Raw genomic sequence first — 25,229 nt, forward strand, 5'->3', positions numbered from 1 at the left:
AGACCAACCTTATGTCATATTCAGATTTACAGCAGCCGATTGCCATGTTTGACATGGACGGCACATTACTCGATTTAGCCTTTGATGATTTGATTTGGAATCATTGTTTGCCTGAACGACATGCTCAAGTGCATCAATGCACACTTGCACAAAGCCAACAGACCTTATTTCAATTTTACCAACAACATAAGCATACACTATCTTGGTACTCTTCGGCGTACTGGACGGCTAAAGTAGGTGTTGATGTGTTGCAACTGCAATACGAGCATCGTGAAAAAATCCGTGCAAGAACTGGGTGCCATCAACTGTTACAACAGTTAAATGCGCAAGGCTATCGCTGTTGGCTACTCACCAATGCCGATCGTGCCAGCCTAAAACTCAAACTTGAAAATGTCGAACTAAGCCCTTACTTTGAACTTATGATCAGTAGCGAAGAACTTGGGCACGCCAAAGAAGAAATCGCATTTTGGCAAAAGTTACAACAACTTCATCCATTTGACCCAGCACAAGCGGTCTTTATTGACGATACAGTTGCTGTGCTCAAAAGTGCTGAAGATTTTGGGATCACTCAACTCTTTAGCATTTTACAGCCATCTAGCGGAAAATCCGCCAGAATGGCAACAGAGCTACCCTATCCCGCACTTGATCAATTAACCGAACTCGTTGATTATCTTGAAACCAATTTACAGGTAACAGATGCCAAAACAGCATGAACCAGACAGCATGGATGCCATGCGCATTGATAAATGGCTTTGGGCAGCACGTTTTTTTAAAACACGCTCGATTGCCAAGGCCGCCATTGAAGGTGGTAAAGTTCACCACAACAATGATCGGGTGAAAGTTTCCAGAGATGTCCGGATTGGAATGGAACTGACCATTCAACAAGGTTTCGAGAAAAAAACTGTAGTGGTCAAGGCACTTTCTGCCGTCCGGGGTGGTGCTCCGGCAGCCCAGTTACTTTATGAAGAAACAACAGAAAGTATTGAGCGCAGAGAGTTGCATGCATCTCAGCGAAAATTGCATAATCTAGCCCGACCAGATCACCGGCCAAGTAAAAAAGATCGTCGTGATATCAATCGTTTTAAACAGGAAAATGTCCAATCATGGTCTTATCATGATGAGTAGATTTTGATGGATATTTTTCAATTTTGGATGCGTCATTTTGTGTCGCATAGACACAGATCAGATGTAGAATAAACAACGAGAATCTGCCACTATACTCAAGTCCCAACAAGTTGAGATTCAATACATCCACTTGGGTTAGTCGTTAAGAAATAAAGTTTTGAGGTTTTGAGATGGATGATAATAAAAGTAAGGCGTTACAAGCTGCGTTAAGCCAGATTGAAAAACAATTTGGTAAAAATACAGTGATGCGCTTAGGTGATAACACAGTACAAGCCGTTGAAGCGGTTTCTACAGGTTCTTTAACACTTGATATTGCATTAGGGATTGGCGGATTACCAAAAGGCCGTATCATTGAAATCTACGGTCCTGAATCATCGGGTAAAACGACCATGACATTACAGGCGATTGCTCAATGTCAAAAGAATGGCGGTACTTGTGCCTTTATCGATGCGGAACATGCATTAGATCCAGAATATGCACGCAAGCTTGGTGTCGATATTGATAATCTTTTGGTTTCACAACCAGACCACGGTGAGCAAGCACTTGAAATTGCAGATATGCTGGTGCGTTCTGGTGCAATCGATTTAATCGTTGTCGACTCTGTTGCAGCATTGACCCCAAAAGCTGAAATCGAAGGCGAAATGGGTGACTCACATATGGGCTTACAAGCACGTTTAATGAGTCAGGCTTTACGTAAAATCACAGGTAATGCAAAGCGCTCGAACTGTATGGTGATCTTCATTAACCAAATCCGTATGAAGATTGGTGTGATGTTTGGTAGCCCAGAAACCACAACAGGTGGTAACGCACTTAAATTCTATGCCTCTGTACGTTTAGACATTCGCCGTATCGGTCAAGTCAAAGAAGGCGACGAGATTACGGGTAACGAAACACGCGTTAAAGTTGTAAAAAATAAAATGGCACCTCCTTTCAAAGAAGCCGTGTTCCAGATTATGTACGGTAAAGGGACTAATCAACTCGGTGAATTGGTTGATCTTGCAGTTCAACAAGACATCGTACAAAAAGCGGGTGCTTGGTATTCTTATCAAGGCAATAAAATTGGCCAAGGTAAGAACAATGTGATTCGTCATTTTGAAGAAAACTCAGCAATGGCTCAAGAAATTGAAAAGCTGATTCGCGAACAACTACTCACCAAGAACAAACCAACTGAAAATACAGAAATTGAAGAAGAAGAACCAGATTTCTTAGAAAGCTAAACTGAAACGCCCTTCGGGGCGTTTTTCTTTAATGAAGGAAATAAATTTTGTTTAACTCTAACAATGAAAAAACTGAAAAGCCTAAAACACTCACTGGTTCGAGATTACGCTCATATGCCTTTGCTCTACTCACGCGTCGCGATTATTCCCAAGCTGAATTAATTGCCAAGCTGAATCAATATGCGATCAACCCAGAAGAAGTCGCAACACTGGTCGAAGAGTTAGCACAACAAAATTATCAAAGTGATCAACGAGTCGCCGAACTCACCCTAGCGAGCCAACTCAGAAAAGGCAAAGGTTTGCAACGCATTAAACAAGCGCTGAAAGCCAAACAACTCGATGCTGAGCTAATTACTGAAGAACTTGAAGAGGTCGATTGGCTTGATCAAGCCTATCAGCTTAAAGTTAAAAAGTTTGGAGAAGAAGTGGCAACTGATCCAAAAATCAAGGCGAGACAAATTCGGTTTTTACAATACCGTGGCTTTGATATGGGAGTTATTATGAAAACGGTTGCTCGAACGAGCGGAGAAGAATAAATGGTGGCAGCCCTACCAGCATGACTTCGGCACATCATAGTTCTACTACCGTTGCTACCTTCCGGTCCTGGCGGGGTTCGTAGAGTACAATTGCGAAGCTACCAGCAGGGCTACCATTGCCTGACAAAGTATAGAGATTTTTACCTGAGTTGCAAGACTTCTCGCTGTTTTTCCGCAAGTTTTGCATTCAACTGCCTAATTCCTCGTCAACTGCTATATATTTGTTATCTATTCACTTTCAACACGAACAAACATTAAACAACAACCTCGTAATTTCCCGCAAAAGTGCTTGAAGATTGTAAATGCTTATTGCATTTAAATGAGTTGCTGTTTTAATGGCTTAATCAAAAATCTATATCTAGTGTGTTGCAAGTAAAAAGTGAAGACTTTTCGACCACAGCTTTATTTTTCAACTTATGGATGAATTTTTATGCTAAAAAAGCATTCCGTACTTTTTATTGCCCTGCTCAGTAGTGCGCATTTATATGCCAATGTTCCAATTGAATCGCGCTCTTTGAGTCAACAACAAGCCAATAATGTTGTTGCTGGTACTCCTAGCCTAAACTGGGAAATCATGCAAAAGAACCAGAAGCTTGAAGAAGAAATTCGTAAGCTCCGTGGTCAGCTTGAAGAACATGACAATGCCATTGAGCAATTAAAAAAAGAACTGAGCAATCGCTACACTGACCTAGATCAACGCTTAGAGCTGCTTTCGCAAAAAATTGATCCACCAGAAGATCATCCAGAAGCCCAAGATGGAACTGCTCCTGCGGCAACCGCCAATGCCGAGGCAGCAGCGCCCGTGATTGCACCAACAGCTCCAGCGCAACAGCAACAGGCTGCCCCATCGAAAGCAGAACCTGCTGCAGATCAACCACCAGCCAATACAGCGACAACAAACAATACCACCAATCAAATCGAGCTCGAAAAAGCAGCCTATACCGTTGCACTCGACGCTTATAAACAAGGCGGTGCAAAAAAAGCCATTCAACCAATGCAGAACTTCATCAAAAACCATCCCAATGGAATTTATGTTGGTAATGCATACTTTTGGCTAGCTGAGTTTTATTTAGCCGTTGAGCCTGTAGATTATAAAGCTGCAAAGCAAAACTATAATATTGTTGCGACTCGCTATCCAAACTCAGCAAAAGCATCTCGTGCTGTCTATCAACTCTATAGTATTGCCAAAGAAGTGGATAAGAATACCGCCTTAGCCAATCAATACAGAAGTAAACTCTTAAGCCAATATCCGCAATCAGAAGAAGCGAAATTCATTCAGAAAAAGTAGTTTTCTTTTTGCAATAAAAAAGCCAGTCGATCAGAACTGGCTTTTTTATTGCTTAGAACAAACTTATTTGATCTTTGCCTGTGATTTTAAGTATTCAGTATAGTCTTCTAAGATTTGCTGGCCACGGAACTGTTGATAAAGCTTATTCAGCTCTTGTAACTGCTCAGCAGGCAAGGTACTTGCAACACTACTATTCACATTTGAAACCGCAACAATCACCAACTCATTTGGTAATTTCGCTGTGGTTGCAGACCATAAACCCTCTTTAGCTGGCGCTGGAATGCTGAATGCAGCACGTTCAATCGCACGTTTTAAACCTTGTGAACGCGCAAAGGTACCCGCATTTTCAAAAGTCACCTGTGATTTTGCAACCACTTGTGCTGCAGGTTGAGTTTTAAAGTCAGCAAGAATCGTTGCAATTTTCGCTTGAGCAGCTTTATACGCCTTCGCCTCAATGACTTTAGCTTTCACTTCTGCAGTTGCCTGATCTAGAGGCTTAACTCCTGCTGCATGATAATTACGAACCTTAATCCAGATCGTATCACCATTCGCCAATTGAATATTTGAAGATGCATTACGGTCACCGTTTTTCACATCATCATTAAACAATTTTGCTTTAACGCTTAAATCACCTAAATATGGATTATTCGTTGTAAGGGTCACACCATTTGCAGATTCAATACGCGCGCCTTTCACTTCTTGTGCAACCACATCTAATGAATCACCACCAACAACCATTTCATTGAGATTGTTAACTGTATCACTGAATAAATTCGCTGCTTTCGACTTTTCAACTTCAGCCGTCAAACGAGCTTTTTCAGCTTCAAACGATGGTAATTTCACCATTGGTGATTCAGCTTCAATGATGTGATAACCATATTGGGTTTTTACTGGTTTTGAAATCTCACCATTTTTTAATGCATTCACGGCATTGTCAAAATCAGCCGAGAAGACACCTGGTGCATATGACTCAACCAAACCACCATTCGCTTTAGAGCTCGGATCTTCAGAGAACTGAGCAGCAGCCTGTGCAAATGATTCACCTGCCTGAATTTTTGCATACACCTCATTGGCAAGCTTTTGAGCAGCAGCATCATCACGTGCATCAGTGGTAATTAAAATATGCTTAACCTGACGCTTAACTGCTTTTTTCTGCTCATCAACAAATGCCGTATAAGCCTGCTGTAAATCTGCTTCTGTTACTGCAAGATTTGTTTTAGGAAGTAATGCTGGCGTCAATACCACATAATCAACATCAACACTTGCAACTTGCTTAAACTCATTTTTATGCTTGTTGTAGTAGTCGGTAATTTCCTGATTTGATGCAGTTACACCCTTTTTATAATCATCCAGCTTAATACTCGCCAAATGCAAAGTCCGCTGTTCAGTTTGTAGATTTGCCAATTGTTGCACATCTGACTTGCTGACCAAGGCATAATCCATCAAGGACGTTGAAATCATTTTCAATGCATGATCCTGACGTAAGCTTGCAATTAAAGCTTGATTGGTCATACCCACTGAACGTAAATAATTTTCATATAAAGTCTGTGAGAATTGACCATTTTCTTGAAAGCTTGGTTGCTGTGCCAACATTTGTTCAAGTTGCACATCACTTAACGTCATACCCAGCTTTTCAGCTTGTTGCTGTAATAAGCTACGTGCAACTAATGCATCTAAAGCTTTTTCCTGAATAACAGGTAAATTTAAAAGTGATTCATCACCTTTCACCAAAGAGAGATATTGGTCTTTATAGTTTTTGGTGGCACTTTCTAATTCTTTATTAGAAATATCTTGACCGTTTACCGATTTCGCAACGTCTGCTTTATTGCTGCCACTAAAATATCCTTCAATACCTACAAGTGCTAAAGGGGTCAAAAACAAAACTAACAGGACTTTGCCAAGCCAACCCTTAATGAGAGTACGAAACGATTCCATAAGAATTCCAATATTTTATTTCGGGGCAATTTTAACTGAAAAACAAAGGCGAATGAATGCAGAATAAGAATCAAATTAACTTTTTCATTCAATAAATAAAAAACGCACCCTAAATGGTGCGTTTATTGATTTAAAAAGATTACGCAACCGAATCTTTTAAACCCTTACCAGCTTTGAAACTAGGTACTTTACTTGCTTTGATTTGCAGCTCTTCACCAGTTTTAGGGTTACGACCTGTGCGAGCAGCACGTTCTTTCACGCTAAAAGTACCGAAACCAACTAAAGTAACAGTGTCACCTTTCTTAAGTGCTTCAGTGATTGACGCAATTGTCGCATCGAGTGCCTTACCAGCATCCGATTTAGACACTCCCCCTTTTTCAGCAATCGCATCAATTAATTCTGATTTATTCATGATAAAAAATATCCTCTTAATATCGTTTGTTAAGATCCAAGGCTATAGTTTAAAAGGCCATGACGCCTTTATAGCAATGCTTTGGGGGAGAACGCAATACTAGAAGGACCTTTTAATTAAAATAAATACTGAAATACGACATAAACGGACGAGTTACCTGCCATTTTTTTACTTTTTATTCAATTTAGCCTTCAATTGATCATTTTCTTCGATCAACGCATCGACCTTAATATGGAGTTGCACAAGCAACTGTTCGATATGCTGTAGATCCTTTGGCGTGACTAAGCCAATACGATTCAACGAGTGGTTGACGCTGGTATCTAAAATCTTCTCAACCTTGTCTTTGGTGTCAGTTACAGACTCTTTAGCTTTTTCTGTCACCTTGCCCACAGTGTTGTCGGCAAAATCGACGGTTTTAGATTCCAGCTCCTCACCCACCTTGACCAATGAGTCAAACAATTTATTTCCTTCTTCTTCAGCACGTGAAAAAGCACCTAAGCCAGCCAGCCAAATTTGTTGTGTATATTTTTTGAAATCAAGTGCAGATTTTTTAGAACTCTTTGATTTTGGCTTAGTTTTTACTTCAGCTTCTTCATTAGGATTTTCTATATTTGAGTTATCCATTGACCATTACTCCTAAGCACTTTACAAACAGTATGTCGTATTTAACCATAAAAATGTTTTTATAATATCAAAGTTAAGACTTGATCGTTTTAAAAAACTGTTCTACAAAGCAATAAAGTCATGTAAATTATTTTTAATAATTTGAGTACGGATGCTCAGGTTTACAGATTTTATTGTTTTACAACGTTATTGGTAAGGAAAAAGAGATCTATGAGTGATACGCAACAAAGACATAAACACCCCCATTTGTTGCTAAACATTGTCATCATTGTTTTAGAAACTTTTTTCTCCTTCATCTTGACGCATGATGCTGGCTTACGCCTGCAAGCAAAAAAGTTGATTGATAAAAAAATTACCATTCGAATCAATAGCTACATTCCTTTCTTTGACTTTTATATCCAATTTACCGAAAAAGGCCTGTTATTTGATATGAAAGCGCTGGATCGAAACATCGATTTGGAAATTAATAGCACACTCATCGATTTAATTAAGATATTTGTGTTAAACAATCAGCGTAGCATTACAAATATGCGCATTTTAGGTGATGCAGCCCTTGCAGAAGAATTTCTAGATTTAGTTCCACATTTGACTCTCTCCAGTATTTTAGCAAACTGGAAACAATGGTTTAACCTGTTTAATGATGAAGCAGAAGCCATTGCAACCCAACAGCGTATTGCTCCGCTATTAGAAAAAATCGATCAACAACGTTCTGAAATCAATACATTGCTGGTAGAAGTTAAGCAATATCAGAACCGCATTCATCGCCTGCAAAAACGTCAACGCTTGATCAACATTAGCTTTGCTGTATTCGGCTTTATTTTCATTGCCTTTTTTGTTTATAATACGTGGATACAATAATTCCAACATATTTCACTTTTCACACTGATTATGGCAATTTAAAACTTGACTATTTTAGTCGGAATTCATAAAATTTAAGCATCTAGTCTAACCATGTGTACCGAATCATGCGTCTTACAACTCGCGGTCGTTACGCAGTGACTGCTCTACTTGATTTAGCTTTGCAGCCAACTGAACAAACGATCACGCTTGCGGAAATAGCAGCACGCCAATCCATCTCAGTCGCTTATTTAGAACAGTTATTTGCGAAACTCAAACGTCATGGGTTAGTTTCAAGCGTTCGTGGTGCAAATGGTGGCTATCACCTTGCACGCAATGCAAGTGAAATTACTGTGCTAGAAATTATTGAAGCTGTAAATGAAACCGTTGATGCAACACGTTGTGACCACAAAGGCAACTGCCAGAATGGTGCGATGTGCTTAACGCACGACTTATGGCAAGAACTCTCCCACCATATTGCCGATTATCTCGCAAAAATCACGCTTGCTGATTTAATTGCGCGTGACAACGTTCAAACTGTTGCTTTACGCCAAAACTCTCCAAGTTTAGATTCAGCCCTTCTATCGGTTACAGGTATTTGACATGAAACGTCCAATTTATCTTGATTACGCAGCAACCACTCCTGTACTGCCTGAAGTTGCAGAACGTATGATGGAATGTTTAACGTTCGAGGGAACTTTTGGTAACCCTGCGTCACGTTCACATGCATATGGTTGGCAAGCCGAAGAAAAAGCTGAATATGCACGCGAGCAAGTTGCAAATCTTATCAAAGCAGACCCACGTGAAATCGTGTGGACTTCAGGTGCGACTGAGTCAGACAACCTTGCATTAAAAGGGATTGCTCAGTTCTACGGTTCAAAAGGCAAACACATCATTACAAGTAAAATCGAACACAAAGCTGTGCTAGATCCTTGCCGTGAGCTTGAAGAACAAGGTTTTGAAATTACTTATTTAGAGCCAGAACCACGTACCGGTTTAATTACCCCTGAAATGGTTCAAGCAGCCCTACGTCCAGATACAATTCTTGTTTCCCTCATGATGGTAAACAATGAAATCGGTACCGTAACAGACGTTGCTGCGATTGGTGAATTAACTCGTGCCAACAAAACATTCTTCCACGTCGATGCGGCCCAAGCTGTTGGCAAGGTAGAGATTGATCTTTCAACCATGAAAGTTGATTTGATGAGTTTCTCTGGTCATAAAGTTTATGGTCCTAAAGGCATTGGTGCACTTTTCGTTCGCCGTAGCCCACGTGTTCGCTTAAAAGCACAAATGCACGGTGGTGGTCATGAGCGTGGTATGCGTTCTGGTACTTTAGCGACACATCAAATTGTTGGTATGGGTGAGGCTTTTGAAATTGCGGGCAAAACCATGCAAGCAGAACAAGAGCGCATCCGTAAATTACGCGACAAACTTTGGAATGGTTTACAAGATCTTGAACAAGTATTTTTGAACGGCCACCCAACACAAAACGTTGCAAACTATCTAAATGTCAGCTTCAACTTTGTTGAAGGTGAATCACTGATGATGGCACTGAAAGATGTTGCTGTTTCAAGTGGTTCAGCATGTACATCTGCAACTTTAGAACCTTCATACGTTTTACGTGCTTTAGGTTTATCTGATGAGTTGGCACATAGTTCAATTCGTTTCAGTTTTGGTAAATACACAACTGAAGCTGATATTGACCATGTGTTAACAATTACCAAAGCTGCGGTTGAGAAATTGCGTGAACTTTCTCCGCTTTGGGATATGTACAAAGAAGGTATCGACCTTTCAACAGTTGAATGGGCGGAACACTAATTCATTGTACGCTCAATTGAGCAGTTCATTGAAAAACGTGTTTTTAACCCTCATATTAATATTAGGCTGACCCCGAGGTTTGGAGAAGCGACATGGCTTATAGCGAAAAAGTAATTGATCATTACGAAAACCCTCGTAATGTAGGTGTTTTAGACAAAAATGCAGAAAACGTAGGTACAGGTATGGTCGGTGCACCAGCGTGTGGCGACGTAATGCGTTTGCAAATTCAAGTCGATGACAATGGCGTAATTGAAGAAGCTCGCTTCAAAACTTATGGCTGTGGTTCTGCAATTGCATCAAGCTCACTGGTAACCGAATGGTTAAAAGGTAAGACGCTTGATGAAGCTCAATCAATCAAGAATATTGATATTGCGACTGAACTTGCACTGCCACCAGTAAAAGTACACTGCTCTGTCTTAGCTGAAGATGCAATTAAAGCTGCGATCGAAGATTATCGTGGTAAAAAAGCGAAAGCTTAATTGATGACCGAAATAACATTGGAGTTTTCATGATCCATTTAACTGAAAATGCTGCGACTCACATCAGCAATTACCTGCAAAACCGCGGTAAGGGTGAAGGCATTCGTATTGGTGTGAAAACTTCGGGTTGTTCTGGGTTGGCCTATGTACTTGAATTTGTCGATGATATCGATACACATGATCAAGTATTTGAACAGCTCGGTGTTAAAGTTTTTGTTGACCCTAAAAGCCTAGTTTATCTCAATGGTTTAGAGATGGATTACGTGAAAAATGGTCTGAATGAAGGCTTTGAGTTTAACAACCCAAATCAAAAAGGTGAATGTGGTTGCGGTGAATCATTTACTGTTTAACCTCAATCACCCTCTTTCTTTTCGTCAAAACAGTGTGTTCCGCACTGTTTTAACGTATTTATCAATAGCGGAATTCATCTCCCATGAATCATTTTGAGTTGTTCCAATTACCCGAAGCACTCGATATAGATTTAGCTGCTTTAAAAAAACAGTTTTTAAGTTTGCAACAGCAATATCATCCAGATAAAGCCGCTGACAAAGATCAGGCCTTGATCAAGTCAAGTGAAATCAACCAAGCGTATAAAGTACTCTCACAGGTTGATAGTCGTGCAGCATATTTACTTGCGTTAAAAAAACAAGATCACCATCTGGATCAATCCATTAGCGATTTTGAATTTCTTCAATCTGCGCTCGAAATGCGCGAGCAACTTGATGAAGCAACCTCAACAGAGCAACTTCGCACGTTAAAGCTTGAAATTCAGCAATGGATTGACGGTCTCATTCGTGAATTTAAACTCGATTTTGCCGACGAAGACTGGGCTGAAGCACGTGATACTGTTCGTAAGTTACGTTTTTTCCAACGTGTTATGAATGATATTGATAAAGCTGAAGATCGCATGTTGGACGAAGAAGATAGCTTCGACCTCGATGATGATTTCTAATCCGCTGTTACCAATTATTTTCAAGGGATACCGTACGCATGGCACTTTTGCAAATTGCTGAACCTGGTCAATCTACTGCCCCGCATCAACATCGTATTGCGATTGGCATTGACTTGGGGACAACCCACTCTTTAGTGGCGACAGTGCTATCGGGAAAACCGAAAGTTCTACAAGATGACAAAGACCGAGTTTTACTTCCGTCGATTGTTCATTATGCAAAGGATGCAACCACGTTTGGTTATGAAGCCAAACCATTTATGCTGACTGACCCAAAAAATACAGTGGTTTCGGTCAAACGCTTTATGGGTCGCTCACAAGCAGATATCAAATTCCAGCATCCATATACACTTGTTGGCGCAGAAAATGAAATGCCAGCATTTGAAACTGCTGCGGGCCGAAAAACACCCGTCGAAATTTCTGCGGAAATTCTAAAACAGTTAAAAGACCGTGCTGAAGCAAGCCTGAATAATCCTGTGAATGGTGCGGTGATCACTGTTCCAGCTTATTTTGATGAAGCACAACGCCAAGCAACACGTGATGCTGCACAACTCGCAGGCTTGAACGTTTTACGTTTACTGAACGAACCGACAGCCGCGGCTGTTGCTTATGGTCTTGATCAAGATACCAACCTCAGCACAGATCGTAACTATGTCATTTACGATCTAGGTGGTGGTACCTTTGATGTGTCAATCTTACGTTTTTCGCAAGGTGTCTTTGAAGTTCTTGCAACTGGTGGCCACACTGCTCTCGGTGGTGATGACCTCGACCGGCTAATCGTAAAATGGGCCAAAAAACAGCTCAACATCGAGACTTTAAGCGATGAAGAGTATGCCGTTTTTGTGATTGCAGCTCGTCAAGCCAAAGAATATTTAACAGATCACGAATCTGCTGAATTAAAATTACTGGATGATCGTTTAACGCTAGATCGACCTACTTTTGAGTCAATTATTCAAGTTGCGCTCGACAAAAGTATGAGTGTGTGCAAACGCGTATTACGCGATGCCAAACTTGAACTTGATGAAATTGAACATGTGGTCCTCGTCGGTGGTTCAACCCGCTCATATGCCGTACAGAAAGCGGTACGCGAATTATTTGAACGTGAGCCATTATGCACCATCAACCCTGATGAAGTGGTTGCGATTGGCGCATCAATTACAGCAAATCAGCTGATTTGTAATAGTCAGGATGGCTCGTTATTGCTTGATGTCACACCACTTTCACTTGGTCTAGAAACCATGGGGGGTTTGGTTGAGCGCTTGATTTCACGTAACACAGCTATTCCTGTCGCACGCCGTCAAGAATTTACCACCTATCAAGATGGTCAAACCGCCATGTTAATTCATGTGGTGCAAGGTGAGCGTGATTTAGTCGAGCATTGTCGTTCATTGGGCCGTTTCGTATTACACGGTATTCCGCCAATGACTGCGGGTCAAGCACGTATTGAAGTGACGTTCCAAGTCGATGCCGATGGTTTACTGACCGTATCAGCCAAAGAAACCACTTCTGGTGTTCAAGCGCAAATCGATATTAAACCATCTTACGGTTTATCTTCAGCAGATACTGAGCGTTTATTGGTTGAAGGCTTCCAATATGCCGAAGAAGACAAACATCTTCGTCATTTGCAAGAAACCAAAGTCGAAGCACAACGCGAGCTAGAAGCACTCGAACAAGCGTTAAAAGCAGATACGGATTTACTTTCTCAGCAACAAGCCCGTGATTTAATTCTTGCCGCTGAAGCATTAAAAGCCCGTCTGAAAACCGATGAGCTTGCAGCGATTGAACATGCTGTTCAGCAACTTAAAATTCATAGCGATGCCTTTGCTGCATTGCGTATGAACCGACATATTGACCATGCCTTAAAAGGTACAAAACTTGAAGATTGGTCAAACTCAAACTAAAGGTATAGGTGATCAATATGCCACGTATTAAAGTTCTTCCTCATGCACAAATTTGCCCTGAAGGTGCAGAATTTGAAGTCGAACATAACGCCAATTTATGCCAAAGTTTATTAAAAAATGGTATTAAAATTGAACATGCTTGTGACATGTCTGCAGCCTGCACCACCTGTCACGTGGTTGTGCGTAAAGGTTTTGACAGCCTTGAGGAAATGAATGACGTTGAAGCAGATTTGCTTGACCGCGCGTGGGGCTTAGAGCCTGACTCTCGCCTCTCTTGCCAAGTTGAAATTGTGGATGAGGATTTAGAAATCGAGATTCCTAAATACACCATCAACCACGCTTCAGAAAATCATTAAGCTTAAATGATAGTTTAAAATAAAAAAGCTAGAGTTAATCTCTGGCTTTTTTATTTGCCGCTGAATCATGCCGTAAAAATTAAAGATCGATGTGCAGCAGCACCTGCCATGGTGCCATCTCCAACAGCCAAAGGTACTGAACTCCCCAAGCGCGCCACATCACCACAGGCAAAAATACCCGCAACCGAAGTTTCCTTCATGGCATTGGTTTTAATCGCCTCACCCATGGCATTCTGTTCTATCTCGCAACCCAACTTAAAAATCCAGTCCTGTGCAATGCTGCATTGGGTGGTCGCAAAAATACCATCCAGCTGAATAACTGAACCGTCTGCGAGTAATACATCACTATATCCCGTGATTTCCCGAATCAGCCGCTTTTCTATACGCACACCTCGAACGGCCAATTGCTCAAGCAATTCCCCCTCAATCGGATAATCATTCAAGAACAACGTGGTATCCCCCCAATCTGGCAACATCATTGCCAGATGCGCAGCATGTTCAGAACTTGTAATAATGCCAATCTTGCCTTGATTCAGTTCATAGCCATGACAATAAGGACAATGAAAAATGCTCTTCCCCCAGCGCTCAGCTAAACCCGAAATTTCAGGAAGCAGATCTGTAATCCCTGCTGCAATGATCAATCGTTTAGCCGTGATAGATCGAGTTGCATCAATACAGATCGCAAAGCCGCCCTCAACCTTTTCAACACGTTTTACATAACCATTTTCCCAATCGACCGTCTGATAAGCTAAAAGCTGCTGCTTGGCAATATCCACAATCTCACTGGCTTTACTCCCATCCTGCGTTAAAAAACCATGAGAATGTTCTGCAAAGCGATTCCTTCTCTGTCCAGCATCGATTACCGCCACCTTTCTACGTGCTCTTGCCAGAGGCATCGCGGCTGACAAACCAGCATAACTGCCACCGATAATCGCAACATCGTACTGCATAAGTTTAATCCAAAATGTAACTTTAAAAGTTACATTAATACTTTTTATTTGAATTTGCAACTTTTGATGTTACATTAACTCAACTCTCCTTTTTCGTTTATTAATTTGATGCGTACTGACAGTAAACTCTCTCGGATGCTGCATGTGCTACTTCACATGGCTAGACAAAATAAGACTTTTACCTCTGATGAAATTGCACAAATGCTTTCCACCAATCCAGTTGTGGTCAGACGAACCATGTCAGGTCTAAAAAAAGCAGGTTTTGTGCACTCAGAAAAAGGGGCTGGCGGCGGCTGGCAGCTAACAGGAGATTTAGAAAAAATTACACTTTGGGATATTTATCAGGCCGTAGGTGAACCGACCATTTTTGCCATTGGTAATGAAAGAGAAAATCCAGAATGCTTAGTCGAACGTGTCGTGAATGCCGCTTTAGATCATGCGATTCAAGATGCACAAAAGATTCTGACACAACAACTCAAAGCCACGACACTGGCCTCATTAGCTGGTGAATTTGATCATTTATATGAAATTCATGCACATTCACAATGAACGTAAAAATAGAATGCTAATTATTATCTAACTTCATCATCTAAAGTCAGTTTAGGAATACCTTGTGCATTGGTAATTTTTTGCTGGGTCTTGATTCTCTGAACCATGTTTTCCAAGATTTCTACCAGTTCAGGATATTCATAGTTCTGCACCTCTTCCAGATTCAGAACCAAATGGAAGCCTTTATAATCGAAATCAAACCATTTTTGCGTATCTGATTTCTTGCCTGTGAATTTCTCCATCACTTGCCATGTTTTAACCGGGCCTTGAATGCCTTTTAAATAAATAGGCACTTTCGGCACACACAAAAACTCATTTTTAATCAATTGATGAGTGTCATCAGCAATTAAAATTTCATCGACTTCAGCTGCAGATTGCAAGCGTGCTGCCAAGTTTACATCACGACCGACAATGGTATAAGCCATACGATGTGAAGCGCCGTAATTGCCTACGTGACAATAACCTGTACTGATGCCCATACGAATATGTAAAGCGGGATAGCCCATTTTCTTCCAACGTTCACGCAGCAGCTTCATTTGTTGGCGCATCGCAATTGCCATTTCCACACAAGACTTGGCATCTTGCTCAACGCCTTGCGAGTTTGGATCGCCGAAGAAAATAAGAATCGCATCACCCATAAACTTATCGACTGTCGCTTCGTACTGCTTGGCAATTTCAGTCATATGACTCAAATAATCATTGAGCAAGAAAGCCAAATCATCAGGAATCAAAGTTTCTGAAAGTTCGGTAAAACCCTGAATATCGGAGAAAAAAACCGTTAATTTTTTGCGTTTGTATTCAATTTTTGCTTCTGCTTCACCACGCATAATCGATTGCCACAATTGCAGTGGCGCATAACGACTCAACTGATTTGCAAATGCAATATAGCGTGTCATCTGATTATGATAATGCTGACGTTGCTGCCCGAGGATATTTAAACGACGGTGTTGGTAATAATTACCAATCACAATAAACATCATTAATCCAAGCAGACTGACCACGGTCAATTCAGGATTCGTTGGCTCAAAATATTGCTCTGCGCCAAAAATCACAAACATACTAAAATAGAAAATAATAACGCCAATCAACCCGATTAGGCATGCAACAGGTAGAGAAATTCTGTTATTCAATCCGACGTAAAGCAATCCAAATAAAATAGTAAAGGTAGGAACTAAACTTAGATGGATTGCAGCAAGCACAAGCGCTACAACAATTGCTTCATTCGCAAAAAGAACATTTTTTTCTATTTTTTTATCAAATTTATATTGCAACCATTTTTCTAAACGGGGACAAAGCAAAAAATAGATAAGTAACAGAGGAAGGAGATAGAGTTGATAGCTAGCACTGGTTGAGGTAAATGTATAAATTACCAAGATCAGCGACAGAATCGAATATCCCATCAAGCGATGAAAATAAGCAAACTGTCTAGGTTCTTTATCAATCAACCTATCTAGTGGCACCCTATCCTCCTTTTGTTATTATAGAATACTGTATTTATTCTATTTTTCTGGATCAGTCCATACGCCAATCAAATGGCATATCACCCTGTCCACGCAATGCCAACATCAATGTTTGACGCATATGCGCAAGTACATCATTGCTATAAGGCACAGCTGGCGTTCCCCATACTGGTTTCGGCCATGCAACATCATTTTGATAACGCACGACATGATGAAAATGAAGTTGCGGAACAACGTTGCCTAAAGCTGCAACATTCATTTTGTCAGCGCGGAACACACGTGATAGCTGGCTTGATAACCAACTTGATTCACGTAAAAACTGTTCTTGGTCTGCTTGGCTTAATTCATATAATTCTGTTACACCTGGAACACGTGGAATCAGGATTAACCAAGGAAATTGCATATCATTCATTAAACGACATGTTGAAAGCGGAAAGTCGCCTACAAAAAATGTATCTTGAGCAAGTTGTGGATGCAAACTAAACATATCTTTATAAATGATGCAGAATAATGATGATCAATACTATCACATCAGTTTTGATGTGAATATTATTAGTAACCCGTTTGATTACAAATAACAATGATTTTCCTCATTTATTGCATGAACTTCGGATCAAAAACATGATCACATCCACTAAAAAACAGAACTTGCTCAATTAACCATCAAATCAAGCGCTTAAAAACCTCAATTTAACTCACTCAATAACTTATTTAATAGCTCAACAATGAACTGAATCCGCTTATCGTATTCTGCCAATTGCACCATGACTTTTAAGCGTTGCCCGCCTTCCATCCGGTAATAGGTCGGATTTTTTTGCATCAACTGAATAATGCTCATCGCCTGTACAGGTGTATCAGGAGCAAACTCGATATAACCACCATTACTATTGATATCAATTTTAGTAATCCCCAACTGCTCTGCACGCAAACGCAGTTGATGGACACTAAACAATTGCTTCACGGGTTGTGGCGGAATACCAAAGCGGTCGATCAATTCCATACGGATATTATCAAGCTTCTCCTGACTATCTGTATTACTAATACGCTTATAGAACAACAGGCGCTGATGCACATCTCCCAAATAGTCATCCGGGATCAAGGCTGGCATATGTAAGTTGATTTCAGCAGTTAAGGAAAGCGGTGCATCAAAGTTTGGTGTCTTGCCCTTTTGAATCGCTTTGGTCGCTTTTTCTAGCATTTCCATATACAGGCTATAACCAATCGCCTGCATTGAACCACTTTGTTGCTCACCCAATAACTCACCCGCACCTCGAATCTCCAAATCTTCCGTCGCCAGCATAAAACCAGCCCCCAAAGTTGAAGCGCGTTGAATGGCATCTAAACGTTTTTCGGCATCACCTTTGAGGTGCTTGATCGATGGAACCAATAAATAAGCATAGGCTTGATGATGCGAACGTCCAACACGACCACGCAATTGATGCAGTTGTGCCAGACCCAACTTATCTGCACGCTCGATGATGATGGTATTGGCATTGGGTACATCAATACCTGTTTCAATGATAGTTGAGCAGACTAGCACGTTATATTCTTTGTGATAGAACTGCTGCATCACCTGCTCAAGTTCACGTTCTCGCATTTGACCATGTGCCACAGCCACGCGTGCTTCGGGAACTAAATTGCGAATGGTTTCAGCAGCGCGCTCAATAGTATCCACCTCATTGTGTAACAAATACACCTGACCACCCCGTAATAACTCACGCAGAATTGCTTCCTTGACCGAATCATCAGTATGTTCTTGTACAAAGGTTTTCACAGCTAAACGGCGTGCTGGTGGTGTTGCAATAATCGACAGATCTCGCATCCCAGAGAATGCCATATTCAAAGTCCGTGGAATCGGGGTCGCGGTTAAGGTCAACATATCCACATCGGCACGCAGGGCTTTAATCCGTTCTTTATCGCGAACACCAAAACGATGCTCCTCATCGACAATCATGAGTCCAAGATTCTTGAATTGGATATTTTCTTGCAGGATTTTATGGGTTCCCACCACGATATCAACTTTGCCTTCGGCTAAGTCTTCAATGGTTTTCAAATGGGTCTTATTGCTGCCAAAACGAGACAATACTTCAATGCGTACTGCCGTATCAGCAAAACGATCTTTAAAAGATTCATAATGTTGCTGGGCTAACAGTGTCGTTGGGACTAATACTGCAACTTGTTTATTATTCTGCGCTGCGACAAAAGCCGCTCGCATCGCCACTTCTGTTTTACCAAAGCCCACATCACCACAAACCAAACGATCCATCGGCTTGGCAAGTTGCATATCATGCAGAGTTGCTTCAATAGCATTGGCTTGATCTAAAGTCTCTTCGTAGGCAAAACCACTGGAGAATTGCATATAACCAGTATGATCCAGTTCAAAAGCAAAACCCGGTTTGGATTGACGACGTGCCTGAATATGTAATAACTCAGCAGCCACGTCATGAATTTGCTCCAAAGCTTTGCGCTTTGCCTTACTCCACGTATCTGTACCTAATTTATGCAATGGTGCAAGATCTGGATCACCACCACTATAACGGCTAATCAGATGTAAATTAGTCACAGGTACATAGACTTTCGCACCATCAGCGTAATCAAGCTGCAAGAATTCATGATCCTGCTCGTCGATTTCTAAGGTAACCAGACCAGCATAACGCCCTACACCATGATCAATATGCACCACAGGTGCACCAATACTCAGTTCGGTTAAACTACGAATCAAGAACTCTTCAGATACTTCTTGCTGACGCTTACGGCGACGCTGTACCACACGATGTTCATAAAGCTGATTTTCAGAAATGACCGATAATTGATGACTCAGCAACAAACCTCGATCCAACGGTGCACTGGTAATCGCAACCTGTAACTGGTCTTTTTGAAATTGAACAAAACTGTCTACGTTCTGGATTTCACCCAACACCCCACGCAGTGCATCTTTTAAAGTCTCTCGACGACCCGCGCTCTCAGCCACCAATAAAACAGGATGCTTGGCTTGGTCGATATAATGTTTTACTGCTTCAAAAGGTTGTTCTTTTTTCGGATCAACTGCCAGTTTAGGCGGTTGTTCAGCGGCGATATTGAGTACGCCGGCTTTGGTCTCAAAAACTTCTGCTGAAGCCAAAATTCGAGGAAATTGATTTAATGCCTGTAAAACATGGTTGGGCATTAAAAATAATTCTTCTGGCGGTAGAATCGGTTGATCAATGTTATGACGTCGATCTTCATAACGACGCATTACTTCTTTCCAGAAGCTGATTAAATCATCTTCAATTTCACTATTTGTAATGACAACGCAATTATTTGGTAAGTATGTCGTCAACATACTTTGTGCTTCCATCACCTTCTTCTCAAAGAATAATGGCAAGTAAAACTCTAAACCTGGCGTTGCAATTCCCTCTAATACATCCTGATAAATCGGATTTTTCTTGGGATTTGCAGTTGGGAAGCTTTCTGCATAACGATCTCTAAAGGTAGAACGCCCTTCTTTGAGTGGAAATTCTTTTGCAGGTAAAACAGTAAAGTTTTTTAAGGATTCTGTGGTTCTTTGTGTTTCTGGGTCAAAGAATTTTAGGCTTTCAATTTCATCATCAAATAAATCGATTCGAATCGGTTGATCTTGTCCAGATGCAAAAATATCCATGATGCTACCGCGAACTGCAAATTCACCGTGATCATAAACCGTGTCAACTAAGCGATAGCCTGCTTGAACCAATTGCTTCTTTTGCGCTTCAAGGTCGAGTTTCTGCCCTACTTTAATATCAAAGTGTTCGCCCACGACCCACGAATAAGGTGCAACGCGTTGCGCTAGAGTACTGGCTGAAACCAGCAAAATCCCTTTTTGTGGCATATTCGATAAAATTGCCAAACGCTCAGAAACAATATCTTGATGCGGAGATAAACGGTCATAAGGTAAGATTTCCCAATCAGGAAATATTATCGGCTTGATACCATAAAATTCGAGTTCGCTCTCGAGCTGAGCAAGATGTTGATTATTCCTTGCAACAATGACATATAGGTTTGAACTTTGGGTGGCAATTTCTTTGAATAATAGTGCTGCGGATGACCCTAACAAGGAACCAATCCAGCGTTTTTCGCCCGCTTTGAATTGTTGTAAGTTTAATTGAGAAATTTCTTGTTGAAACATAGAGAAAATCATGCAATCTAAAAAGATAAGTGCCCTATTTTAGCATGATGTTTTTTGTGAATAACAATTTTTTGCCTCATCCTGAATGCAAAATTGTCTTTATAAAAGATTACATCAAGGTTCTACAAAGTAGCAGTGTTACTTAAAAGAAGGATTTGCCAACCAGTCTTTGATGATACGAATTTGCTTTTTTACTTCGATGCCAAGATGAGGACTGTTTTCAAGTGTCCACGTTTCATCACACCAATCACACGCATGATATAAATTCCCCGTCCATAACGGATAATATGCGATGTTTAGGGGGAGGTTTCTCTGGGCCCCCATAAAACCGATTTCGATATTGTTAAAAATTCGGCATAAATCAAAAGGTCTTATCTGACCATTTTCATAATGCTCTAAAATATTTAGAAAATAACGAGCCGTTAAAATTTCAGCCTCAACTGAGTCTGCTGAAAAACTAGAATCGGTGGTTTGAATCAATTGAAGCAGTAAAGATTCCTGATCTACTGCGCTCTCCAGTAGCTCAAAAAATTCAACCTCTATAATTTCATTATTTTCTATATACTCATTAATTCTTTTTAAGACCCTTTCCTTAGAATAATCACCATAATAAATTTCGACAAAGAGTTCTTTAAAAGTCATGAAAATCCCTGTGCTTTAATTCTAAAAACTAAGTATATATTTCTTTTAACAATGTAGATCTTAGTTTTCATATGAAGCTGAATTTTAAGTTTTACTCTACTTAGGCTATTTTCATATTCAAATAAAAGAAAGCCCTGATCGAGCTTTTCTCTTTAAAACCTTGTCCTAAACATCAATTTTAAAGCCTAAATTAACATCACAGGCTGCCTGCCCTCCACGAACACCAAAATTTTCTGAAGGCAACTCACGAAGCATAATTTTCACATGGTCTTTGGGTATGCCAATCGGCTCAAGATTATGCACAATCATTTTATACAGGTTTCGCTTTGCATCTAAAGAGCGCCCAAGAAATGCATCAATACTGATCAAGGTATAGCATTCAGGTTTGGTCTTTTCTGGCGGACATTGAAACCGATGCGCTTCATGAACAATTAAACGGACATTTCGATCACTGTGCATAATTTTAAACGCATCTCTAAGTGCTGAATGAACGGCTTCCATAATCTCAAGTTCTACATCTATTGCATATTGCTGCCTTACCTCAATAAGTACGCTGGGCATATTGTTGTTCTCCGACGATCTAGCGTGATGAAATTTATTTATTTTTACTATTTTCAGTACTTTCTTTCACGATATTAAATAAACTTTATTGTTCTGACTTTATCAATACTGTAATCAGATCATTTTCTAAGCCAATAAAAAAGCATTCTTCAGAAAATTCCGAAAAATGCTTTTGCTCATCATTCATCATTATTAAGATGCGAATTTTGCATTTGGGAAGAAACGGCCTTCAATAAGGTCATAACACCACTGAAAAATGAATGTATAAACCAAAATACACATCGTCAATCCAAAGTCCAGGATCAGCGCTTCAAGAAAACTCATCTTCATCATATAAGCGATGATTGGAATTGTTGCCAACATCAACCCGCCTTCAAAACCTATCGCATGAAGAATACGGACAGGAATCGTTCTTTTCCACTGATATTTATATTCTACTTTTTCAAAGTAATGATTAAAGATCATATTCCAGAACACGGAAATGACTGCCATGATCGTGCCGAGAATACCCGTCACTTCAAGTGGCATACTAAAAATAAAACTTAACGCAATTGCGATGATGACCAATAAAATCACTTCATAGCTAATTGCATGAATGAGTCTTCTTTTGGAAATCAACATTTAATAACACTCTTTTATTTGGATAGTCGCTATTTTATTTTTATAATTTTGATTAATCCAATCAGGTTCTTTCAGATTTTTTGACAGATGAATATTAATCAAGAACAACTCATCATGTTTCAAGCCGTTATTGAAACAGGCTCTTTCTCTGCTGCAGCACGTAAATTAGGCAAGGTTCCGTCAGCAGTAAGCATGTCCATTGCCAATTTGGAAATTGATCTCAATCTTAATCTGTTTGAACGAGTGGGACGTGAGCCAATACCAACGGCCGAGGCAATTGTGCTGTATGAGAAAACCCAGCAATTATTGATTGAAATGAATCAATGGAAGCAGCATGCCCATGCATTGAGTACAGGCTTGGAGTCAACCCTGAATATCGTGGTGGTATCTGAACTGCTCTATACCAACTGGACCGATTACATAACCCTGCTTGAACAGCGCTTTCCCAGTCTTGCCCTTAATATCTTCTCTGCTCCACAAGAAGATGCTTTGCAAATGTTATTGGATCAATCAGCACAGCTTGCCCTGATGTTCGAACGAGAGCAACTGGATAGCCGCGAACAATTCGTGGAATTGAAAAGAGAGGCGCTTGTCCCTGTCATTGCTAAAAATCACTCTTTGGCACAACTCAATCATGTATCTTTTGAGCAAATTGTACAAACACGTCAGATTGTTGTAGCAAGTCGTGATCACAGCATCAAGCCAGAGCTGCTCTATTCAAAAGACTATTGGCGTACCGACAATCACCATTCAGCCTGTATGATGATTATTCGTAACTTAGGTTGGGGCGTTCTGCCTTTACAGATGTTTAATGAAAACCCAGAACTTAAAAAGAAACTTAAGATTTTGGATATATATGATTTCACACCAAAATTTGAATATTATGTCGATCTGGTATGGAGCCGTGAAAGCGAATTGGGTCTGGCTGCAAAATATTTGATTGACCATATTCGCTTACAACGTCAGCAGAATGGCCCCTAAGACTTGCTCAGATGAACAATACAACCAACAAAAGCGGGGCTTTGCTTTCATGCAGATTGTGTTATAACAGAAGTTACCAATAATATTGTTTATTAAGAATGCGATATCAATGACTCAGACTGCATTACACCAATTAAAAAATTTAACCACCGTTGTTGCTGATAGTAGTGATCTCGAAGCAATTGAAAAGTTTCGTCCTTTAGATGCAACAACCAATCCATCACTCATCACAGCAGCGGCAGAACAACCAGAAAGCCGAACACTGATTGAAGATGCCTATACCCAAGCAAAGCAAGAAGGCTATCAAAGTGATGAACTGATTGAACGTACCATTGATATTTTGACGGTCAAATTTGGGGTCGAAATTTTAAAATTGATCGATGGTCGTGTCTCTACTGAAGTCGATGCATCTCTGTCATATAATACTGAAGCAACGATTAACAAAGCACGTGAGTTGTCTCAACTCTATCAAGGTTATGGAATCGAACAATCGCGCATCCTGATTAAAATTGCTTCCACTTGGGAAGGGATTCAGGCAGCCAAAGTTCTAGAAGCAGAAGGAATTCCTTGTAACCTGACTTTATTGTTTGGTTTACATCAAGCTCAAGCCTGTGCTGATGCCAAGGTCACACTGATCTCGCCTTTTGTGGGACGTATTTTGGATTGGTATAAAAAAGCCGAAGGGGTTGAGCAATATCCAATTGCCAAAGATCCGGGCGTATTGTCGGTGAAGAAAATTTATAACTATTACAAACAACATGGTATCCCAACCCAAGTCATGGGTGCGAGCTTCCGTAGTACTGCACAAGTACTGGGTTTAGCCGGTTGTGACTTACTCACGATTGCCCCTAATCTATTGTCACAGTTGGAGCAAGACCAACAGCTTGTCGAAGCTCAGCTCAGCACCGAGTTTGCCCGACAAGCAGAAAAAATCGAGCGTCCTGCACAAACAAAAGAAAGTTTTAAAGCTGAGCTTGAGCAAGATCTAATGGCTTTCCAATTACTGCAAGGCGGTATTGATGGCTTTATCAAAGCGCGTGACCAGTTGAGTTTATTGCTACGTCAATCTTTTGGAATTGATGCTGAAATCCAACCCTAATTAGTCGATTTTTCACCAATAAAAACCGATTTTTGCTATATTAGCGAAAATCGGTTTTTTAATGAGTTCATTGTGTTCGGTATAACAGATTTAACCACTTATATTATTGGTACAATCTTAATTGTGTTATTACCTGGTCCAAATTCACTCTATGTCATGTCCGTGGCATCCCGTTATGGCATTCGCACTGGTTATGCCGCTGCATGTGGTGTATTTACTGGCGATTTTATTTTAATTCTGTGTACCGTATTGGGCGCGGCCTCTTTACTCAAAGCCTTCCCGATCTTGTTTATTATTCTCAAATTGACAGGTGCATGTTACCTCGCTTACTTGGGCTTTAAATTGCTGCAAGGCGCTTATCAAACATGGAATAAACCACCACATCATGTGGAAATGGCCGAACTGCCGAATCTTGATCAGGTTCATCCCTATCGTACCGCACTGAGCATTAGCTTACTGAATCCCAAAGCGATTCTATTCTTCCTCTCCTTCTTTGTTCAGTTTGTTGAACCAAGTTATGCTTACCCAGCATTAAGCTTTTTAATCTTGGCAGTTATTCTACAAATCGTGAGTTTCAGTTATCTAACAGCCCTCATTTTTTCAGGAATAAAACTTGCTGGCTTTTTCAAACATAATTATAAGCTCGCAGCTGCAGGTATCTGTCTGGTCGGCATTTTATTCTTTGGTTTCGGGTTAAGATTGGCTACCTCAACCTTAACTTAATCTAGATTTAACCGAATGA

At 40.5% G+C, this 25,229-nt stretch carries 27 protein-coding genes and 1 other RNA gene; 17 read left to right on the forward strand and 11 right to left on the reverse strand.

Features of this window, described 5'->3' with window-relative positions:
- Window positions 1–11: 11 nt before the first annotated feature.
- The 4 genes from F907_RS05785 to F907_RS05770 all read left to right on the forward strand — a co-directional run bounded on the left by F907_RS05785 (window position 12) and on the right by F907_RS05770 (window position 2,878).
- Window positions 12–713 carry an HAD-IA family hydrolase gene (locus tag F907_RS05785; RefSeq protein WP_016652681.1) on the forward strand — a complete coding sequence of 234 codons (702 nt, stop codon included), beginning with the start codon at window positions 12–14 and terminating at the stop codon, window positions 711–713.
- Window positions 697–1,125, forward strand: coding sequence for an RNA-binding S4 domain-containing protein (locus F907_RS05780; RefSeq protein WP_016652682.1), 429 nt, complete (start codon window positions 697–699; stop codon window positions 1,123–1,125). Before F907_RS05785 ends, F907_RS05780 begins: the two co-directional genes overlap by 17 nt.
- A gap of 170 nt (window positions 1,126–1,295) precedes the next feature.
- A complete protein-coding gene (gene recA / locus F907_RS05775; protein WP_005271305.1) occupies window positions 1,296–2,342 on the forward strand; it encodes a recombinase RecA in 1,047 nt (348 codons plus the stop codon).
- A 47-nt stretch (window positions 2,343–2,389) separates the two neighbouring features.
- Window positions 2,390–2,878, forward strand: a complete 489-nt coding sequence (locus tag F907_RS05770; RefSeq protein ID WP_016652683.1) for a regulatory protein RecX — start codon at window positions 2,390–2,392, stop codon at window positions 2,876–2,878.
- Window positions 2,879–2,888: 10 nt separating this feature from the next.
- Here F907_RS05770 and ffs read toward each other — a convergent pair.
- An RNA gene (ffs, locus tag F907_RS18535) (signal recognition particle sRNA small type) lies at window positions 2,889–2,985 on the reverse strand.
- A gap of 323 nt (window positions 2,986–3,308) precedes the next feature.
- Here ffs and F907_RS05765 point away from each other — a divergent pair.
- Window positions 3,309–4,166 carry a YbgF trimerization domain-containing protein gene (locus tag F907_RS05765; RefSeq protein WP_016652684.1) on the forward strand — a complete coding sequence of 286 codons (858 nt, stop codon included), beginning with the start codon at window positions 3,309–3,311 and terminating at the stop codon, window positions 4,164–4,166.
- A gap of 63 nt (window positions 4,167–4,229) precedes the next feature.
- Here F907_RS05765 and F907_RS05760 read toward each other — a convergent pair whose 3' ends face one another.
- The 3 genes from F907_RS05760 to F907_RS05750 form a co-directional block, all read right to left on the reverse strand.
- Window positions 4,230–6,101 (reverse strand): SurA N-terminal domain-containing protein, encoded by a 1,872-nt coding sequence (locus F907_RS05760; RefSeq protein ID WP_016652685.1) that lies wholly within the window; start codon window positions 6,099–6,101, stop codon window positions 4,230–4,232.
- A 139-nt stretch (window positions 6,102–6,240) separates the two neighbouring features.
- Window positions 6,241–6,513: an HU family DNA-binding protein gene (locus F907_RS05755; RefSeq protein WP_004639426.1), complete on the reverse strand. Its 273-nt coding sequence runs from the start codon at window positions 6,511–6,513 to the stop codon at window positions 6,241–6,243.
- A gap of 168 nt (window positions 6,514–6,681) precedes the next feature.
- Window positions 6,682–7,137, reverse strand: coding sequence for a phasin family protein (locus F907_RS05750; protein ID WP_005240858.1), 456 nt, complete (start codon window positions 7,135–7,137; stop codon window positions 6,682–6,684).
- Window positions 7,138–7,347: 210 nt separating this feature from the next.
- Between F907_RS05750 and F907_RS05745 the strand changes: the two genes are divergently transcribed.
- The 8 genes from F907_RS05745 (at window position 7,348) to fdx (ending at window position 13,480) form a co-directional block, all read left to right on the forward strand.
- Complete coding sequence (locus tag F907_RS05745) at window positions 7,348–7,995, forward strand: hypothetical protein (RefSeq protein WP_005271315.1); 648 nt, start codon at window positions 7,348–7,350, stop codon at window positions 7,993–7,995.
- A 107-nt stretch (window positions 7,996–8,102) separates the two neighbouring features.
- Window positions 8,103–8,576 (forward strand): Rrf2 family transcriptional regulator, encoded by a 474-nt coding sequence (locus F907_RS05740; protein ID WP_004771673.1) that lies wholly within the window; start codon window positions 8,103–8,105, stop codon window positions 8,574–8,576.
- A 1-nt stretch (window position 8,577) separates the two neighbouring features.
- Window positions 8,578–9,795, forward strand: coding sequence for an IscS subfamily cysteine desulfurase (locus F907_RS05735; RefSeq protein ID WP_005240848.1), 1,218 nt, complete (start codon window positions 8,578–8,580; stop codon window positions 9,793–9,795).
- A gap of 92 nt (window positions 9,796–9,887) precedes the next feature.
- Window positions 9,888–10,274: a Fe-S cluster assembly scaffold IscU gene (iscU, locus tag F907_RS05730; RefSeq protein WP_004652980.1), complete on the forward strand. Its 387-nt coding sequence runs from the start codon at window positions 9,888–9,890 to the stop codon at window positions 10,272–10,274.
- A gap of 29 nt (window positions 10,275–10,303) precedes the next feature.
- Window positions 10,304–10,624, forward strand: coding sequence for an iron-sulfur cluster assembly protein IscA (iscA, locus tag F907_RS05725; protein WP_004661460.1), 321 nt, complete (start codon window positions 10,304–10,306; stop codon window positions 10,622–10,624).
- Between the two features lie 83 nt (window positions 10,625–10,707).
- Window positions 10,708–11,226 (forward strand): Fe-S protein assembly co-chaperone HscB, encoded by a 519-nt coding sequence (hscB, locus tag F907_RS05720; RefSeq protein WP_005240844.1) that lies wholly within the window; start codon window positions 10,708–10,710, stop codon window positions 11,224–11,226.
- Window positions 11,227–11,264: 38 nt separating this feature from the next.
- On the forward strand, window positions 11,265–13,124 hold the full coding sequence (gene hscA, locus F907_RS05715; protein ID WP_016652686.1) for a Fe-S protein assembly chaperone HscA: 1,860 nt from the start codon (window positions 11,265–11,267) through the stop codon (window positions 13,122–13,124).
- A 17-nt stretch (window positions 13,125–13,141) separates the two neighbouring features.
- On the forward strand, window positions 13,142–13,480 hold the full coding sequence (gene fdx, locus F907_RS05710) for an ISC system 2Fe-2S type ferredoxin (RefSeq protein WP_004652975.1): 339 nt from the start codon (window positions 13,142–13,144) through the stop codon (window positions 13,478–13,480).
- 65 nt (window positions 13,481–13,545) lie between these two features.
- On the opposite strand, the gene F907_RS05705 is transcribed toward fdx, so the two are convergent.
- On the reverse strand, window positions 13,546–14,430 hold the full coding sequence (locus F907_RS05705) for an NAD(P)/FAD-dependent oxidoreductase (RefSeq protein WP_016652687.1): 885 nt from the start codon (window positions 14,428–14,430) through the stop codon (window positions 13,546–13,548).
- Between the two features lie 108 nt (window positions 14,431–14,538).
- On the opposite strand from F907_RS05705, the gene F907_RS05700 reads away from it, so the two are divergent.
- Window positions 14,539–14,979, forward strand: coding sequence for an Rrf2 family transcriptional regulator (locus F907_RS05700; protein WP_016652688.1), 441 nt, complete (start codon window positions 14,539–14,541; stop codon window positions 14,977–14,979).
- 23 nt (window positions 14,980–15,002) lie between these two features.
- On the opposite strand, the gene F907_RS05695 is transcribed toward F907_RS05700, so the two are convergent.
- From F907_RS05695 to aceI, 6 genes are all read right to left on the reverse strand, one after another.
- On the reverse strand, window positions 15,003–16,439 hold the full coding sequence (locus F907_RS05695; RefSeq protein ID WP_005271324.1) for an adenylate/guanylate cyclase domain-containing protein: 1,437 nt from the start codon (window positions 16,437–16,439) through the stop codon (window positions 15,003–15,005).
- Between the two features lie 52 nt (window positions 16,440–16,491).
- Window positions 16,492–16,926 (reverse strand): HIT domain-containing protein, encoded by a 435-nt coding sequence (locus F907_RS05690; RefSeq protein WP_004652971.1) that lies wholly within the window; start codon window positions 16,924–16,926, stop codon window positions 16,492–16,494.
- 198 nt (window positions 16,927–17,124) lie between these two features.
- The gene (gene mfd, locus F907_RS05685) at window positions 17,125–20,583 is read right to left on the reverse strand and encodes a transcription-repair coupling factor (RefSeq protein ID WP_032862140.1); all 3,459 of its coding nucleotides are present in this window, start codon (window positions 20,581–20,583) and stop codon (window positions 17,125–17,127) included.
- Window positions 20,584–20,721: 138 nt separating this feature from the next.
- Window positions 20,722–21,225, reverse strand: a complete 504-nt coding sequence (locus tag F907_RS05680) for a hypothetical protein (protein WP_016652690.1) — start codon at window positions 21,223–21,225, stop codon at window positions 20,722–20,724.
- A 165-nt stretch (window positions 21,226–21,390) separates the two neighbouring features.
- Window positions 21,391–21,786, reverse strand: a complete 396-nt coding sequence (locus tag F907_RS05675; RefSeq protein WP_016652691.1) for a tautomerase family protein — start codon at window positions 21,784–21,786, stop codon at window positions 21,391–21,393.
- A gap of 192 nt (window positions 21,787–21,978) precedes the next feature.
- Entirely contained in the window at window positions 21,979–22,407 is a 429-nt protein-coding gene (gene aceI, locus F907_RS05670) for a chlorhexidine efflux PACE transporter AceI (RefSeq protein WP_005271335.1), read from the reverse strand.
- Between the two features lie 87 nt (window positions 22,408–22,494).
- Between aceI and aceR the strand changes: the two genes are divergently transcribed.
- The 3 genes from aceR (at window position 22,495) to leuE (ending at window position 25,210) form a co-directional block, all read left to right on the forward strand.
- On the forward strand, window positions 22,495–23,388 hold the full coding sequence (aceR, locus tag F907_RS05665; RefSeq protein WP_016652692.1) for an HTH-type transcriptional regulator AceR: 894 nt from the start codon (window positions 22,495–22,497) through the stop codon (window positions 23,386–23,388).
- 109 nt (window positions 23,389–23,497) lie between these two features.
- Window positions 23,498–24,487, forward strand: a complete 990-nt coding sequence (gene tal / locus F907_RS05660) for a transaldolase (protein WP_016652693.1) — start codon at window positions 23,498–23,500, stop codon at window positions 24,485–24,487.
- Between the two features lie 72 nt (window positions 24,488–24,559).
- Entirely contained in the window at window positions 24,560–25,210 is a 651-nt protein-coding gene (gene leuE, locus F907_RS05655; RefSeq protein WP_016652694.1) for a leucine efflux protein LeuE, read from the forward strand.
- Window positions 25,211–25,229 lie beyond the last annotated feature (19 nt).

Source organism: Acinetobacter colistiniresistens, from assembly GCF_000413935.1.
Classification (GTDB): domain Bacteria; phylum Pseudomonadota; class Gammaproteobacteria; order Pseudomonadales; family Moraxellaceae; genus Acinetobacter; species Acinetobacter colistiniresistens.

Coding starts and splice junctions, on each gene's coding strand:
- F907_RS05785 (WP_016652681.1), top strand. CDS start 12: ATGTCATATTCAGATTTACAGCAGCCGATTGCCATGTTTGACATGGAC.
- F907_RS05780 (WP_016652682.1), top strand. CDS start 697: ATGCCAAAACAGCATGAACCAGACAGCATGGATGCCATGCGCATTGAT.
- recA (WP_005271305.1), top strand. CDS start 1,296: ATGGATGATAATAAAAGTAAGGCGTTACAAGCTGCGTTAAGCCAGATT.
- F907_RS05765 (WP_016652684.1), top strand. CDS start 3,309: ATGCTAAAAAAGCATTCCGTACTTTTTATTGCCCTGCTCAGTAGTGCG.
- F907_RS05760 (WP_016652685.1), bottom strand. CDS start 6,101: ATGGAATCGTTTCGTACTCTCATTAAGGGTTGGCTTGGCAAAGTCCTG.
- F907_RS05755 (WP_004639426.1), bottom strand. CDS start 6,513: ATGAATAAATCAGAATTAATTGATGCGATTGCTGAAAAAGGGGGAGTG.
- F907_RS05750 (WP_005240858.1), bottom strand. CDS start 7,137: ATGGATAACTCAAATATAGAAAATCCTAATGAAGAAGCTGAAGTAAAA.
- F907_RS05745 (WP_005271315.1), top strand. CDS start 7,348: ATGAGTGATACGCAACAAAGACATAAACACCCCCATTTGTTGCTAAAC.
- F907_RS05740 (WP_004771673.1), top strand. CDS start 8,103: ATGCGTCTTACAACTCGCGGTCGTTACGCAGTGACTGCTCTACTTGAT.
- F907_RS05735 (WP_005240848.1), top strand. CDS start 8,578: ATGAAACGTCCAATTTATCTTGATTACGCAGCAACCACTCCTGTACTG.
- iscU (WP_004652980.1), top strand. CDS start 9,888: ATGGCTTATAGCGAAAAAGTAATTGATCATTACGAAAACCCTCGTAAT.
- iscA (WP_004661460.1), top strand. CDS start 10,304: ATGATCCATTTAACTGAAAATGCTGCGACTCACATCAGCAATTACCTG.
- hscB (WP_005240844.1), top strand. CDS start 10,708: ATGAATCATTTTGAGTTGTTCCAATTACCCGAAGCACTCGATATAGAT.
- hscA (WP_016652686.1), top strand. CDS start 11,265: ATGGCACTTTTGCAAATTGCTGAACCTGGTCAATCTACTGCCCCGCAT.
- fdx (WP_004652975.1), top strand. CDS start 13,142: ATGCCACGTATTAAAGTTCTTCCTCATGCACAAATTTGCCCTGAAGGT.
- F907_RS05705 (WP_016652687.1), bottom strand. CDS start 14,430: ATGCAGTACGATGTTGCGATTATCGGTGGCAGTTATGCTGGTTTGTCA.
- F907_RS05700 (WP_016652688.1), top strand. CDS start 14,539: ATGCGTACTGACAGTAAACTCTCTCGGATGCTGCATGTGCTACTTCAC.
- F907_RS05690 (WP_004652971.1), bottom strand. CDS start 16,926: ATGTTTAGTTTGCATCCACAACTTGCTCAAGATACATTTTTTGTAGGC.
- mfd (WP_032862140.1), bottom strand. CDS start 20,583: ATGTTTCAACAAGAAATTTCTCAATTAAACTTACAACAATTCAAAGCG.
- F907_RS05680 (WP_016652690.1), bottom strand. CDS start 21,225: ATGACTTTTAAAGAACTCTTTGTCGAAATTTATTATGGTGATTATTCT.
- F907_RS05675 (WP_016652691.1), bottom strand. CDS start 21,786: ATGCCCAGCGTACTTATTGAGGTAAGGCAGCAATATGCAATAGATGTA.
- aceI (WP_005271335.1), bottom strand. CDS start 22,407: ATGTTGATTTCCAAAAGAAGACTCATTCATGCAATTAGCTATGAAGTG.
- aceR (WP_016652692.1), top strand. CDS start 22,495: ATGAATATTAATCAAGAACAACTCATCATGTTTCAAGCCGTTATTGAA.
- tal (WP_016652693.1), top strand. CDS start 23,498: ATGACTCAGACTGCATTACACCAATTAAAAAATTTAACCACCGTTGTT.